The sequence below is a fragment of the Rhizobium sp. Leaf453 genome, from assembly GCF_001425605.1.
Classification (GTDB): Bacteria; Pseudomonadota; Alphaproteobacteria; order Rhizobiales; family Rhizobiaceae; genus Pararhizobium.
In genome coordinates, this window is record NZ_LMRG01000023.1 from 518307 (window position 1) to 532877 (window position 14571).

15 protein-coding genes are annotated in these 14571 nt (G+C 60.2%); 7 read left to right on the forward strand and 8 right to left on the reverse strand.

Annotation, left to right across the window (positions count from 1 at the left end; genetic code table 11):
* The first annotated feature begins 6 nt into the window (after positions 1-6).
* Both ASG68_RS20560 and ASG68_RS20565 read left to right on the forward strand, forming a co-directional pair.
* A complete protein-coding gene (locus ASG68_RS20560) occupies positions 7-1599 on the forward strand; it encodes an ABC transporter permease (protein WP_062610068.1) in 1593 nt (530 codons plus the stop codon).
* Positions 1596-2654: an ABC transporter ATP-binding protein gene (locus ASG68_RS20565; RefSeq protein WP_062580503.1), complete on the forward strand. Its 1059-nt coding sequence runs from the start codon at positions 1596-1598 to the stop codon at positions 2652-2654. Before ASG68_RS20560 ends, ASG68_RS20565 begins: the two co-directional genes overlap by 4 nt.
* A gap of 6 nt (positions 2655-2660) precedes the next feature.
* On the opposite strand, the gene ASG68_RS20570 is transcribed toward ASG68_RS20565, so the two are convergent.
* Positions 2661-4196, reverse strand: coding sequence for a sensor histidine kinase (locus ASG68_RS20570; protein WP_062580506.1), 1536 nt, complete (start codon positions 4194-4196; stop codon positions 2661-2663).
* Between the two features lie 127 nt (positions 4197-4323).
* On the opposite strand from ASG68_RS20570, the gene ASG68_RS20575 reads away from it, so the two are divergent.
* The 3 genes from ASG68_RS20575 (at position 4324) to ASG68_RS20585 (ending at position 6097) form a co-directional block, all read left to right on the forward strand.
* Positions 4324-4911 carry a thermonuclease family protein gene (locus tag ASG68_RS20575; RefSeq protein WP_062580507.1) on the forward strand — a complete coding sequence of 196 codons (588 nt, stop codon included), beginning with the start codon at positions 4324-4326 and terminating at the stop codon, positions 4909-4911.
* Complete coding sequence (locus ASG68_RS20580) at positions 4904-5542, forward strand: uracil-DNA glycosylase family protein (protein WP_062580510.1); 639 nt, start codon at positions 4904-4906, stop codon at positions 5540-5542. The genes ASG68_RS20575 and ASG68_RS20580 overlap by 8 nt, the downstream gene beginning before the upstream one ends.
* 66 nt (positions 5543-5608) lie before the next feature.
* Entirely contained in the window at positions 5609-6097 is a 489-nt protein-coding gene (locus ASG68_RS20585; protein WP_037130000.1) for an Lrp/AsnC family transcriptional regulator, read from the forward strand.
* Between the two features lie 56 nt (positions 6098-6153).
* Here the strand turns inward: ASG68_RS20585 and ASG68_RS20590 are convergent, their stop codons facing one another.
* Positions 6154-7116 carry an NAD(P)-dependent oxidoreductase gene (locus ASG68_RS20590; RefSeq protein ID WP_274534232.1) on the reverse strand — a complete coding sequence of 321 codons (963 nt, stop codon included), beginning with the start codon at positions 7114-7116 and terminating at the stop codon, positions 6154-6156.
* Between the two features lie 58 nt (positions 7117-7174).
* Positions 7175-8959, reverse strand: a complete 1785-nt coding sequence (locus tag ASG68_RS20595) for a hypothetical protein (RefSeq protein WP_062580515.1) — start codon at positions 8957-8959, stop codon at positions 7175-7177.
* A gap of 257 nt (positions 8960-9216) precedes the next feature.
* On the opposite strand from ASG68_RS20595, the gene ASG68_RS20600 reads away from it, so the two are divergent.
* Complete coding sequence (locus tag ASG68_RS20600; RefSeq protein ID WP_062610070.1) at positions 9217-9597, forward strand: GFA family protein; 381 nt, start codon at positions 9217-9219, stop codon at positions 9595-9597.
* A 9-nt stretch (positions 9598-9606) separates the two neighbouring features.
* On the opposite strand, the gene ASG68_RS20605 is transcribed toward ASG68_RS20600, so the two are convergent.
* A complete protein-coding gene (locus ASG68_RS20605; RefSeq protein ID WP_062580519.1) occupies positions 9607-10419 on the reverse strand; it encodes a class I SAM-dependent DNA methyltransferase in 813 nt (270 codons plus the stop codon).
* Between the two features lie 139 nt (positions 10420-10558).
* Between ASG68_RS20605 and ASG68_RS20610 the strand changes: the two genes are divergently transcribed.
* Positions 10559-11284, forward strand: a complete 726-nt coding sequence (locus tag ASG68_RS20610; protein ID WP_062580922.1) for a DUF2270 domain-containing protein — start codon at positions 10559-10561, stop codon at positions 11282-11284.
* 36 nt (positions 11285-11320) lie between these two features.
* Here the strand turns inward: ASG68_RS20610 and ASG68_RS20615 are convergent, their stop codons facing one another.
* The 4 genes from ASG68_RS20615 to ASG68_RS20630 form a co-directional block, all read right to left on the reverse strand.
* Positions 11321-11587: an usg protein gene (locus ASG68_RS20615; RefSeq protein ID WP_062580522.1), complete on the reverse strand. Its 267-nt coding sequence runs from the start codon at positions 11585-11587 to the stop codon at positions 11321-11323.
* A gap of 148 nt (positions 11588-11735) precedes the next feature.
* On the reverse strand, positions 11736-12566 hold the full coding sequence (locus ASG68_RS20620) for an ABC transporter permease (protein WP_062580524.1): 831 nt from the start codon (positions 12564-12566) through the stop codon (positions 11736-11738).
* Positions 12563-13354: an ABC transporter permease gene (locus ASG68_RS20625; protein WP_062580526.1), complete on the reverse strand. Its 792-nt coding sequence runs from the start codon at positions 13352-13354 to the stop codon at positions 12563-12565. The genes ASG68_RS20620 and ASG68_RS20625 overlap by 4 nt, the downstream gene beginning before the upstream one ends.
* A 114-nt stretch (positions 13355-13468) precedes the next feature.
* Positions 13469-14251, reverse strand: a complete 783-nt coding sequence (locus ASG68_RS20630; protein ID WP_062580530.1) for an ABC transporter substrate-binding protein — start codon at positions 14249-14251, stop codon at positions 13469-13471.
* Between the last annotated feature and the right edge of the window lie 320 nt (positions 14252-14571).

Here is a 14571-nt window from a genome sequence, read left to right on the forward strand (position 1 = left end):
AGCCCCTTGAGCGCCAACGCGTTTCCCGTCGAATCGTCTTCCGCTGCCCGCCGATTTCTGATCGCCGCCCGTGGCCGGACGCGTATTCCCTACCTGTGGGTCACTGTGTTTGCGGCGCTGGTCTCTGCTGTCAGTCTCGTTCCGCTCGGCTTCATCGCCGTCATCACCGTCCAGACGGGCTGGGAAACGGCCGCGAAGCTGATCTTTCGCGGCCGGGTGGGCGAGTTGCTGATCAATACGGCGCTGCTGGAAATCTGCACGCTGCCGATTACCGTCGCTTTATCCGTGGCACTGGCCTGGCTGACCGAGCGCACCGATCTTCCCGGCGCTCGCATCTGGTCCTGGCTGGCGGTCGCGCCGCTCGCGGTGCCCGCCTTCGTGCACTCCTATGCGTGGATCAGCCTCGTGCCCGGCCTGCATGGCCTTGCCGACGGCGTGCTCGTGTCGGTGCTGGCTTACTTTCCCTTTCTCTATCTGCCGATTGCCGCGCAGCTTCGGCGGCTGGATCCGGCGATCGAGGATGCGGCGGCGTCTCTGGGGCTCAATCCCTGGCAAGTCTTTTTCCGGGCAATACTGCCGCAATTGCGGCTGGCGATCTGCGGCGGTTCGCTGCTGGTCGGGCTGCATCTGCTGGCGGAATACGGCCTCTATGTCATGATCCGCTTCGACACGTTTTCGACCGCCATCGTCGATCAGTTCCAGTCGGCTTTCAATGGACCGGCCGCGAACATGCTGGCTGGCGTGCTGGTGGCCTGCTGCCTGCTGCTGCTGATCGTCGAGGCGGTCCTGCGCGGTCGCGAACGCTATGCACGCGTCGGTTCGGGGGCTGCGCGTCCGGCCGACAAGCGTGCGCTCGGCTGGTTTCTGTTGCCGGCGCTGGCGCTGAATGTCGCCGTCGCGGTACTCGCCCTCGGCGTGCCCTTCGTGACGCTCACCCGTTGGCTCTATATCGGCGGCACGGATATCTGGCGGATCGATCTGGTCGGTAATGCCTTCATCCAGACGATTATTCTGGCAATTGCCGGCGGCGTGTTGGCCACGATCGCGGCCGCTCCCATGGCTTGGCTGTCGGTACGGGCGCCGGGCCGGTTGCAGCGGATTTTCGAGGCCTGCCATTATTACGTCGGGTCGCTGCCGGGCGTGGTCGTGGCGCTGGCACTGGTGACCATTACCGTGCGGCTGGTGCTGCCGCTCTATCAGACCTTCGCGACCCTGTTCATCGCCTATATCATGCTGTTCCTGCCGCGGGCGATGGTTGGCCTGCGCACCAGCATTGCGCAGGCACCGGTCGAATTGGAGCGGGCGGCGATGGCGCTCGGGCGCACGCCGTTCCAGGCCGTTCGCCAGACGACGATGCGGCTCGCCGCACCCGGCATTGCCGCCAGCACCGCGCTGGTTGCGCTCGGCATCACCAATGAACTGACGGCCACGCTGATGCTGTCCCCGACCGGCGTCGAGACGCTGGCAACGAAATTCTGGTCGCTGACCAGCGAGATCGACTATGTGGCGGCGGCGCCCTATGCGGTGATGATGGTGCTCTTGTCGCTGCCGCTTACCTATCTCCTTTACGTGCAATCCAGACGGGCGACCGGACAATGACTTTCCTGACGATCGACGCCATCAGCAAATCCTACGGCGCGACCGTGGCGCTGGACGCCATCCGGATGCAGATCGAGGCAGGCGGTCGTACAGCCATCGTCGGACCATCGGGTTCGGGCAAGACGACGCTCTTGCGTATCATCGCCGGCTTCGAGACACCGGACAGCGGATCGCTGATGCTGGATGGCAAGATGCTCGCCGCCGACGGTTTGCTTGTGCCGGCCCACAAGCGCGGCATCGGCATTGTTTCGCAGGATGGTGCACTGTTTCCACATCTGACCGTCGCCGAGAATATCGGCTTCGGGATGGACAAGCATGCCACTGACCGCGCCAAGCGCATCGCCGACCTGATGGACATGGTGGAACTCGACGGTATCATGGCCGCGCGCCGGCCGCATCAATTGTCCGGGGGCCAGCAGCAGCGCGTGGCGCTCGCTCGCGCTCTTGCGCTGAAACCGCGGCTGATGCTGCTCGACGAGCCGTTCTCGGCACTCGATACCGGTCTTCGCGACACCATGCGGCGCACCGTGGCGCGGGTTCTGCGCGCATCCGGCACGACTGCGATCCTCGTCACCCACGACCAGGCGGAGGCGCTGTCATTTGCCGATCAGGTGGCAGTGCTGAGACAGGGCAAGCTTATCCAGTTCGGACCGCCGCGTGTTCTCTACAAGCGGCCGGCGGATCGCGAGACGGCGACATTCCTCGGCGAGGCGATCCTGCTCGATGCGACCATCAATGCCGGCCGTGCCGATTGCGCGCTGGGATCACTTGAAGTCAATGGCACTGCCAGAACGGGTAAGGCGACGGTCATGCTTCGGCCGGAACAGATCCGGCTGACGACGCAGCCGAAGGGCACCAAACCAGAAAACCCGTTTGGCCGCGTCGATGATGTCGAGTTCGGTGGCGGCAACTGCATGGTTCTGGTGCGCATCGACCGCAAGGACCGCGCCATGCCGGATTTCCTGTCGATCCGCTGCGTTGGTTTCGAACTGCCGGAACCGGGCGATTTCGTGCGTATATCGGTGCACGGTGCTGCCCATGTTTTGGCTGACTAAGATTTCCTAGGCAAAGCTCTTCTTGCGGCGCTCGATCGTCGGGGCGTCCTCGACGGCGGGGATGCTCTGGAGCACGCGCTTCGACGGCAGGATGGCGATGGCCTCGGTGCCTTCGCGCAGCTTGGAGCGCAGGATGAACTCGCCATTGTGCTTGGCAAGGATTGCCTGAACGATCGGCAGGCCGAGGCCGGTTCCCTGTTCGGCGCTCTTGATGGCGATCGAGCCCTGGCCGAAGGCTGAGAGCACGACCGGGATTTCGTCTTCCGGAATGCCGGGGCCATTGTCCTTGATGGAGAGGTATTGGCCACCGCCGGCCGTCCAGCCGCACTTCACGGAAATCTCGCCGCCAGCCGGAGTGAACTTGACGGCGTTGGAGAGCAGATTGAGCGTTACCTGGCGCATCGACTTCTCATCCACCCAGACAGCCGGCATGCCATGTTCGAACTGCTCGGTAATGGTGATGTTCTTCGTCCGTGCGCGAAGCTGCACCATGCCGATGCAATCCTCGGTGATCTCGACCAGATGAATGGCTTCCTCGTTGAGGTCATATTTGCCGGCCTCGATGCGAGATAGGTCGAGGATTTCGTTGATGAGGTCGAGCAGATGTTGGCCGGACCGGTGGATGTCGCCGGTATATTCCTTGTAGATCGGGTTGTTCAGCGGTCCGAGCACTTCCGTCGACATGACCTCCGAGAAGCCGAGGATAGCGTTCAGCGGTGTGCGCAATTCATGCGACATGGAAGCGAGGAAGCGGGACTTCGCTAGGTTGGCTTCCTCGGCGCGGCGGCGCGCTTCGTCGGACATCGACTTGGCCACTTCCAGTTCGGCGATCAGGTCGTCCTTTTCCGACTGGACGGACAGGATGTGTACGTTGGCGCGGTGCATGCGGTTGGTCATGAACACCAGGAAGATCAGTGACGTCGTAACGACGGCTGTGAGGGCAATGTAGCCGGGGCTCGCCACCTTGATCGTCAGACCGACCAGGGCAACGACCACAGGAAGGAATGTGAAAAGCAGGGCATTGCGTAGCAGGAACGTGCCCATCGCGGTTCCCGCGAGAGCAATCAGGATGACCGCTGCCTTGTAAAACTCGAAATTGACCTCGCCGCAGGTGTCGCATCCCTGCAGGACAAAGGCTGCCCAGCAAACGCCCAGAGCAATCTGGACGATCAGCAGACGGTGGCGCCAGTAGGAAACCTTCTCGGCGGTGATATCATCACTCTTGGCCTTGCGTGCGACGACGATCCCGATGGCGTGAACGCACAACGCCATGATGCACCAGGCGATCAGGCCTGGACTTTGGGATACATAGACGCCGAGACCGGTGATGAGCAGCAGGAAGAGCGGCATGCCGATCGCGCCGTTCAGCATTGTATCGATGTGGAGCGCGAGCAATTCCTTGGCGAAGCCAGACCCATTGGACGGCCCGGCCTGCAGGCGCTCGCGGGTCGTGCGCACGGTCTTCGACACAGCCGCGTTGCGATGGCTGCGCGATTTGTCGACAATGATCTTGTCGGTCGAGGTGCTGACGCCCTTGTTCATGATCTCAAACGCTTAAACTGAATCGCTTGAACTTTAAGGGTGAATCCTTAAGAAGTTGCTGCCTTTGCTCGTTTTTGCCGTTCCCTTCCGCCCCGTGAACCGACACCTAAGTGCTGCCGGAAAGCCCATGAACCGCCTTGTTCGCATCACACGGGATCTGCTTCTCACGGTGCTGATTTTCCTGCTTTTGGGCCTCGTCATCGTGCGGATGAGTGATGCCGATCGGGAAGCCGTAAGCGGTCGGGCACGCGTCGTGGATGGCGACACCTTGGTGATGGCCGGACAGCGCATCCGGCTGGTGGGTATCGATGCGCCGGAATTGCGTCAGGTCTGCGCGCGCGACGGGCAGGCATGGGCTTGCGGTCGGGCATCGAAGGACCATCTGGAAGCACTGATTGGCGAAGCAAGCGCCTCCTGTTCGGCGGATGGAAGCGATCGGTACGGACGGCTGCTGGCTGTCTGTCTGGTCGAGGAGGTCGATCTCAATGCCGCGATGGTCGGCAACGGTTTTGCCGTTGCCTTCGGTCATTATGAGGCGGACGAAGAGGCTGCGAGACGCAAACGTCTGGGCCTCTGGGCGGGAACGTTCGATGCGCCGCGCACGTGGCGCCAGACCCATGGCGGAATGGACGAGATGCCCCATATGCCGACTGGATCGGTGGGTATGATGATGTCGGGTATCGGAAGCTGGCTGGCGGGATTATGGGATGACTGATGCGCGCGATGAGCGATTGGAGGCGATACGGACGGCCATTACCGCCTGCCGAATCTGTCGCGACATGCCGGAACGCGGGCCGGAGCATCGGCTGCCGCATGAACCCCGACCGGTTGCGGTGATTTCTTCCAAGGCGCGCATCCTGATTGCCGGACAGGCGCCGGGACTGCGGGTCCATGAAAGTGGCCTGCCGTTCGACGATGCGTCGGGAAACCGGCTGCGCGACTGGCTCGGCGTGACACGGGACCAGTTCTATGATCGGGACCTGTTTGCCATCGTGCCGATGGGGTTCTGCTTTCCGGGCTATGACGCGCATGGCAGCGACCTGCCACCGCGAAGGGAATGCGCGCCGCATTGGCGGCAACCCGTGATCGATGCCATGCCGCAGATCGAACTGGTGCTCGCCATCGGCCAGTATGCTCAGGCCTGGCATCTTCGCGAGCGCAAGCTTTCATCAATGACCGAGACGGTCCGCAATTGGCGCAGCTATCTGGGGTCGAATACCGGACCGGCTGTGCTTGCCCTGCCGCATCCCAGTTGGCGCAACACCGGGTGGTTGAAGAAGAATCCCTGGTTCGAGGCGGATGTTCTGCCGGTGCTGCAGGATCGGGTGAAAAAGTTGATGAAATGAAACAATTTTCTTTCATTCATCTGAATTCGCGCTATAGAAAGAATATTATTCGAAGGGGGCTTCTCTATGGATCGTCTTGATCGCAAAATCCTGCGTCTTCTGCAGGAAGATTCCACACTTGCAGTGGCGGATCTCGCCAAGAAGGTCGGCCTATCAACGACGCCCTGCTGGCGCCGGATCCAGAAGATGGAAGAAGACGGCGTCATCCGTGGCCGCGTCGCGCTGCTCGATCCGGTCAAGGTCAACACCAAGGTCACCGTCTTCGTGTCGATCCGCACCAACACCCATTCGATCGAATGGCTGAAGCGCTTTTCAGAGGTCGTGGGCGAGTTTCCCGAAGTGGTCGAATTCTACCGCATGAGCGGCGATGTCGACTATTTGCTGCGCGTCGTCGTTCCCGATATCGCCGCTTACGACGCCTTCTACAAGCGGATGATCGCCAAGATCGAAATCCGTGACGTTTCGTCTGCCTTCGCGATGGAGCAGATCAAGTACACGACGCAACTGCCGCTCGACTACATGCAGATCGAACAGGCGAAGTCGAGCGAGGAATAGTCGAAACCTCGGCCGCGCCGCCCATATTTCCGGCGGCGCGATCTGAATAGGGTAGATTACTTCTCCAGCCGCGACAGCAGCGAAGACGTGTCGAGCCGATTGCCGCCGGCAGCCTGCACGTCGGCATAGAACTGATCGACAAGTGCGGTAACCGGCAATCGCGCACCATTGTTGCGGGCTTCGGTCAGCACGATATCCAGATCCTTGCGCATCCAGTCGACGGCGAAGCCGAAATCGTATTTTCCGGCATTCATGGTCTTGTGGCGGTTTTCCATCTGCCAGGAGCCGGCGGCCCCCTTGGAAATGACCTCGATCACCTTTTCGATATCGAGGCCGGCCTTCTTGCCGAAATGGATGCCTTCCGCCAGTCCCTGGACGAGGCCGGCGATGCAGATCTGGTTGACCATCTTGGTCAACTGCCCGCTACCCGCCGGACCCATCAGGCCAACCATGCGGGCATAGGCGTCGATGACCGGCCGGGCGCGCTCGAAGATCTCGGGATCGCCGCCGCACATCACCGTCAGAACGCCGTTTTCGGCGCCGGCCTGACCGCCGGAAACGGGGGCGTCGATGAAGTGCGCGCCGCGCGCGGTGGCGGCGGCATCCAGTTCGCGGGCGACTTCGGCCGAGGCGGTGGTGTTGTCGATGAAGACGGCGCCTGACTTCAGCGTTTCAAACGCGCCATCCTTGCCGGTGGTGACGGAACGCAGGTCATCGTCATTGCCGACGCAGCAGAACACGAACTCGGCGTCGGCGGCGGCCTCCGCGGGCGTCGCGGCGACCCGTCCGCCGAACTGCGCTGCCCATTTCTCGGCCTTGGCGGCGGTGCGGTTGTAGACCGTCAGTTCGTGGCCGCCCTTGACCTTGAGATGGCCGGCCATCGGATAACCCATGACGCCCAGACCGATGAATGCGACTTTTGCCATTCCCGACTCCTGAAATTCCTGTGCCCGAGACTTAGCCGATGGGGGAGAGGCGTGGAAGGGGTTTGGCGATAAGAACGGGTCTGGGCGGCGGATTTCGCGGTATCAAAGGACAGTGAAAGCGGCGCCGTGACAGCGCCGCTTTCCAAGCCGCTTATTGTCCACCGGCTGGGGCGACAGCTATTGCCGGATCGACCTGCTGGACGGGCTGAACCTGTTGCACTGCGGCGTTCTCGTTTGCCTGCGCTTCCCGTGCTTCCTGCTCCCTTGCCTTCTTCTCTTCCCGGGCCTTTGCCTCCCTCAAAAGCGCCTCTGCGTCGAGACCATCCGGCAAAGCGGCGGACTCTTCTCCAAGGCTTTCGGAAATATCGAGCCAGAGCCGGCGAAGGCGGCGGACGTGCAGGTCATCGGCAATCCACCGCAAGACATGTTGTGTTGATGTGGAATCATCGTCACGGATCATACGCTTGCGAGCCCAGGCGCAAAACGCGTCTGCTTCCAAGGCCTCGGCTTTTCCATCATCGACGGCGATTGGTTTGGTCACGCTGATGCGAACTGTTTCCCGCATGCTGCTGGTCGAGGCAAGCAGGACGCCGGAGCAGATTTCATCGAAGGCCTTGACTGAATACTTGCTATTGATCGCGCGTTCGAGATCGAAAATGGTGCGGATATTCAGTTCGCGGAAGATCAGGAATTTTTCAGGCCCAAGGATATGGCAAAGCTGCGCCTGGGCGATCCAGTCGAAAACCTGGTAGATGCCGTAGGGCGATTCGATATGCAGCATGATCGGATTGTAGGTCGCAAGATTCTGGACATCGTAGATTCCGCACTCCTCAAGACGAAAGCGGGTTTCGTAATCGATGCCGTCGATGATATCGAGCGATACGATCTTGGTGACGCTGATGAACCGATCGTCGGTGGTCTTGATCCAGTTGATCAGCGACTGGAACTTGATCAGCAGGAATTTGGTGGCGCTTTGCGGAATGAGGCCGAGAAGCGGTGCAAGGCCGAACCAGATAGGCTGGATGTGCCCTGCGGCGACGGTACCAGCGGGAGGTGTCGCCGGAAGAGTGCCGGCCGTGCCAGGAATGATTTTCGCGACGAGGTCGGTGATCTGGCTCATGGGATCGCGGAACACCGCAAAGAGGACGATCGTGAAAATGACCGAGGCGACGATCTCGGCCGTGTGCCGCAGGAACGTGTAGGGCGACAGATCGAAAACCGCTACCGAGCGCACGAAATTGCGGATGGCCGCGATGAAGGCGCCGGCAAAGGCCAGGGAGCCGATCACCGCGAGTTGACCCCAATTGCCGTAGGTTTCAGCGACCTGTGCGCCAGCCACGGTGTTTGCTGGCTGGAGGCAAGTGCTGGTCTGTGCCCCCAGGCCGCAGATCAGCGTCTGATGCAGGGCGGAGAAGCCGAAATAGCAGAGAAGAACGAAGCCGAAGGCCGACAGGAAAATCTTCCAGTCGTTGCGCGAGCCGAAGCGGCCGATACTCTTGATGATCCAGTCGATCTGTTCGATGTCGTTCATCTGGTTGAAGGTCTTGCCCTGGGCGGGGTCCTTCACATGCAGATCGGAAACGTATTTCGATTTGACGAATTCGAAGGACGGATTGTTGGTCAATCTTGCGTTGACGGTGACGTTGGATGCTGCGTTCACCGCGGGTTGAGCAACCCCGTTGGCCGCGGCGGCGCCATCCCCGCTGTTTCTCGTTGTATTGATTTTTTCCGTCGTGCTGCCGAAAGCGAGCAGAAAGTCCTTGATCGAACGCAGGCGTCGAAGCCGGACTTCGTGCCTTGCGTAAAGCAGCAGCGCCGGGGTCAACAGCGTCAGCAGCAAGGCGACCGGATCCAGCCCCAGAATATCTTCAACCGCGGTAACCAAAATTCCGAAGATGCCTCCCGCACTCGCGAGCCATGTCAAAAAGGTATTCATTAAATTTCCCCCTTAAGTTGTATTCTTAACGTAAGAGAGGAACTTCGGCGGCGTCCATAAATCGGCAGCACCAAAGAGTTGTAAAATCTACTTTAGATTGTATTTGGCTAAAATTATTATCATTCGCATTTTGAGGATGCAGTCGATTGTGTTCCGCGATGCGCTTGAAGCACGGTGTTGCCGCCGTATGTCTCTCCCTACGAGCGCGGCGAAGGTGGCGTTCGAAACCTGCATTTCATGACCCGGAGGAATAATTCATGGCTGAACGACTGAACGCTTCCTGCCGCTGCGGCGGCGTGAAATTTTCCATTCCGGCGGAATCGGCGGGAGTCTTCTGCTGCCATTGCGGCGATTGCCGCAAGGCGCACGGCAACTACATGGCCGTCATCGGCGCGCCGCGCAACGATGTGCAGTTCGAGGCTGATGGCACGCTGCAATGGTGGGGTTATTCCGACAAGGCGCGGCGCGGTTTCTGCGCGACCTGCGGCAGCCGGCTGTTCAAGGACAATATCGGCACGGATCTGCTCATGGTGTCAGCCGGCGTCATCGATGGCGATACCGGCAAGAAGATCATCAAGAACATCCTGACGGAGTTCAAGGGCGACTGGTACGAAACGCCCGAGGTGCAGGACGCCTGATGGTTGTCCTCAACGCAGCTTTGCGATGACCAGATGGCCGGCGATCGGCTGGCCTTCTTCCATGCGAACCGTGATGTCGGTCAATTCGACGACATCGAAACCGATCGCGTCGAGCCGGTTGCGGACGTAGGACTGCGCATGGGCGAATCGCTGGTGCGGGCCGACCATGAAGGTGCGCCCGTCAAAGGTTTCGTCCGGCAGGGTCTCGCTGGAGAAGATAAAGAGGCCGCCCGGGTTCATGTTTTCAGCGCAGCCGAAGAACAGCGCTTCCAGCGCGCCGAGATAGGGAAGAACGTCGGTGGCAGTGATCAGGTCGAAGGGTTCGTCGTCATTGTCCTCGAGAAAATCGACGACTTCGGCGACATAGAGCGTTTCGTACAGGTCCTTCTCATGGGCGATCTCGACCATGTTTTCCGACAGGTCGATGCCGGTCATGTCTTCCGACATGTCGCGCAGCGCGCCACCGGTCAGGCCCGTGCCGCAGCCGAGATCGAGCACGCGGCCGAACGGGCCGAGGCCGAGCGCCTGCAGCCGCTGGCGAACCAGAAGCGGCACGTGATAGTCGAGTTGCTCGACAAGGACATCCTCGAACACCTCGGCATGCTGGTCGAACAGGGTCGTCACATAGGCGTCCGGCGCCTTATCCGGTGTTTCGCCGCGTCCCATAGAGGCGATGCGGACGGCTGCCCCGCCATGATCGTCGGGATCGATGGCGAGTACCTCTTCATAGGCTTTCACGGCCGCATCGATATCGCCGGATTTCTCCAGTGCAAGCGCGCGGTTATAGGCTTCGGCGAGGGCTTCTTCATCGATCTTCTGCATGGCGGCGTCTTTACGGCTCCGGTCCCCGTTTGGCAATGCGAAAACCCACCCTCAAAGGCATTTGCGGCGTGAAAATCGTTCCTAAACGGTGAAATCGGGCGCATGATGATGAAAACAACAAAATCCGGAGGAAATGACCATGGCTGCGGAATTCAGCCCGATCGGGCTTTTGAAGGACAATGCCGAACCGAAAAGCCCGCCCTTGCCCGCGACCCCAGGGGAGACCATCACCGCGCTCATTCACTATTACCGTGGCGAAATGGGACGGATGGCCGGTTGGCGTGACCGAATCGACCGGACGTCGAACTGGGCGATCACGGTGGTCGCGGCGCTCCTGTCGGTGTCGCTGTCGACGCCCTCATCGCATCATGGCGTGTTGCTCTTCGCGATGCTGCTGATCACGTTGCTGCTATTCATCGAGGCTCGGCGCTACCGCTTTTTCGATGTCTATCGCGCCCGCGTACGCCAGATCGAGCGCGGCTATTTTGCCCAGATGCTCTGTCCGCAGGCGACGTTCACCGTCACATGGGCAGCCCCGATCGCCGACAGCCTGCGGCGTCCGGCCTTTCTGATGAGCTATCGCGAGGCGGTTTGCCGGCGGCTGAGGCGCAATTATTGCTGGATGTATCTGATCCTGGCGCTGGCCTGGGCTCTGAAGATTTCCTCGCCGGTGCTGCAGGCCGATGGCGGGGCGCCGCGTGCCGTGTCGTCGCTGCGCGAGGTCGTCGGCAATGCAGCACTCGGGCCGGTTCCCGGCTGGCTGGTTATTGCCGTGGTCGCCGCCTTTTACGCCGTCATGGCCTATGCCGCCGTCCACAAGGAGCCGGGCGAGGGCGAACTGGCGCATGGCGAGGTGCATGTCTGACGGGCCGATCTTCATCGGCCTGCCATAGGCAAGCGATCAATTGATGATGAATTCGCCCTTGAGCGCCCGCCAGTCGGAAGCCGAGATCAGCTTGCGGTGGACATAGCGCACGGAATGCAGGGGGCCTTCCAGCGTTTCCTCCCAGAATTTCAGGAAGCTCTTCATTTCCGGAAAATGGGGTGCCAGATCATAATGCTGCCAGATGAAGGTTTGCAGGAAGCTCGGATGATCGGGCATGCGGTAGAGGATCTGGGCGGTGGTGAGCCCGTAGCCTTTGAGCTGCAGTTCCATTTCATTTGTCATTTCGGACCTCATTCTGCTCAATGATGGTCCCTACAATTGAAGCGCTCGATTGGTTAATGATTCAATAATGGACTGTGGCTTCGTCATAAATATTTCATGGTTACAAGGAGTTAGCAGCATTCATGAACGAGTGCTGCTAAAAGCCCGTTTATCGTTTCAGGTGGCGTGTCAGGCGGACCTCGATCCAAGCCCAGAGATTGCGCAGCATCTCCACCATGATGAGGTACAGGACCGCAGCCCAGAGATACATCTGGAAATCATAGGTACGGGAAAAGGCGCGGCGCGTTTCGCCCATCAGGTCGAAGACGGTGACGATGGCGACGATGGCTGAGCCCTTGATCATGAGGATGATCTCGTTGCCGTATGGCCGTAGGGCCACGATCATCGCCTGCGGCAGGATGATCTTGAAGAAGGCGATTCGCTTGGGAAGGCCGAGAGCGGCAGCGCCTTCGTGCTGGCCACGCGGCACGCTCTGGATGGCGCCGCGCAGGATCTCGGCCTGATAGGCGGCCGTGTTCAGCGTGAAGGTCAGGAGCGCGCAGAACCAGGCGTCACGGAAGAAGGTCCACAGACCGACGGCCTCGAGATAGGGGCGGAAGCTGCCGAAGCCGTAATAGACAAGGAAGAGCTGGGTGATCAGCGGGGTGCCACGGAAGAAGTAGACATAGACATAGGCGATCCAGGACAGGACCTTGTTCTTGCTCATCCGGCCATAAGCAATTGGCAGGGACAGGATGCCGCCGAGCACGACCGAGATGCTGACCAGCGTCAGCGTGACGCCAAGGCCGGAGATGAAGTTTGGTCCGTATTTAGTGAGTTTCTCGACGCTCCAGCTATCGACAACGAAGAGGAAGATGCCGACGGAGGCGGCGATCCAGAATCCCAGGGCGGCGAGGCCGATATAATGGGAGAGCGAGGCACGCCGCGTTACACCGGGTGGTGGCGGCAGGGCGGGCAGCATGGCTTCACGGTGGCTCATCGTCCGACCTCCGAGCGTTTGGTGTATCGTTCGAGGGTGGAAAAGACGACGGACGAGACCATCGCCAGGACCAGGAAGAGCAGGCAGGCCAGGGAGAAGAACTCGAAGGCGTGTTTGGTGACGCGCGCGGCGACGCCCGTCTGGCGCAGGATGTCCGGCAGGCCGATGATGGAGACGAGCGCCGTATCCTTCAGCAAGGCCATCCAGAGATTGCCGAGGCCGGGCAGGGCGATGCGCACCAGTTGCGGAAGGATGATCAGACGCATGGTGCGGCCACGGTGAAAGCCGAGCGCATCGCCGGCCTCATATTGACCACGCGGAATGGCCTTGAAGGCGGATAGCAGAACTTCGGAGCAATAGGCTGAAAACACGACACCGAGCGCTATCATGCCGGCGATGAACGCGTTGATCTCGACAGGGCCTTCATAGCCTAACGCTGCCATGACCTGCTGGGCGACGATCTGCAGACCGTAATAGACGATGAACAGCGTCAGCAGTTCCGGCAGGCCGCGGAAGATGGTGGTGTAGATATTGGTCGCCAGCCGCAGGGACTTTTCCTCGGACTGCTTGGCCAATGCGATGAAGAAGCCGAGGAAGAGGCCGACCGGCAGCGTGCAGATGGCGAGACTGGCGGTGATCAGGAAGCCATAGGCGATCTCGTCACCCCAGCCCTTATCGCCGCAGGACATCAGTGAATCCGGCGACAGGAGCTGGAGAATGCCGACAGGTCCACAGAACGGATCGAACCACGAGACAAAAGTAGAGAGGGCAGCGAAAGCAGCCTGCATATGTCCGATTTCCCCTGCACGGCCTTATGGCGCGTTTATTGTTATTTTGTGTTGTCCGGCAAAAATGGCGGAAGGGCAAGCCTCCCGCCATCGCATTTTAGAGACAGGTAAAGATTATCCGCCGTAAACGTCGAAGTCGAAATACTTGTCGTTGATTTCCTTGTACTTGCCGTTGGCGCGGATCGCCTTGATGGCGGCGTCGAACTTGCCCTTCAGCTCGGCGTCGCCCTTGCGCACGGCAATGCCGGCGCCCACGCCGTTGATCTCCGGATCGGGGTTGAGGGCCTTGAGCAGCTTGCAGCACGCGCCGTCTTCGGTCTTCAGCCAGGACGACAGCACGACGACGTCGTCGATGACGGCATCGACGCGGCCGTTTGCCACGTCAAGCTTGTACTCGTCCGGGGTCGGATAAAGCTTCAGCTCGGAATCCTTGAAGAAGTGTTCGGCATAGTTGGAGTGTGTCGTCGATGACTGCGCGCCGAGCGTCTTGCCGGCAAGGCCTTCGGCCGTTGCGTCGGTGATGGTCGAATCCTTCGGTACAACGATCGCCGGACCGGTGTTGTAATACTTCTCGGTAAAGTCGACCTTTTCCATGCGCTCCGGCGTGATGGACATGGAGGCAACGATGGCGTCGAACTTCTTGGCGATCAGGGCCGGGATGATGCCGTCCCAGTCCTGGGTCACGAAGGTGCACTCGGCCTTCATCTCGACGCAGAGCGCCTTGGCGATATCGATGTCGAAGCCGGTCAGGGTTCCATCGGCTTCGAGGTTGTTGAAGGGCGGGTAGGCGCCTTCCGTTCCGATGACGATCTTTTCGCCATCGGCCATGGCGGAGCCGGCCATGAGCGCGAAAACGGCTGCCGAAGCGGCCATGGCGAGACGTCTTGAAATACGCATGTTGATCCTCTCTGTTTGGCTGGCGCCCGGTTTCTTTCTTCTTTGCGGACGCCCTCGTCCCTGCCGTCGTTGCGGCGGGCTGAGCGGATATTCCTACGCTTTAATCGGAAAAATCAACAGAAAACCAAAGCCCTGTTGATGAAAACTCCGCACATCTTCATGTCCCGGGCTGGCTTCCACGAAATGGCGGCCTATGTCCCCTGGCAGATGAACAGAGCATTCATCCCGAGTTAATACAGGTTTCGCTAATCGTTGATGGCTGATTTGAACCGGTGTGCCTTTTTTTGACCGCTTGGGTCTGCCCAAAGAGGAATGAAAAC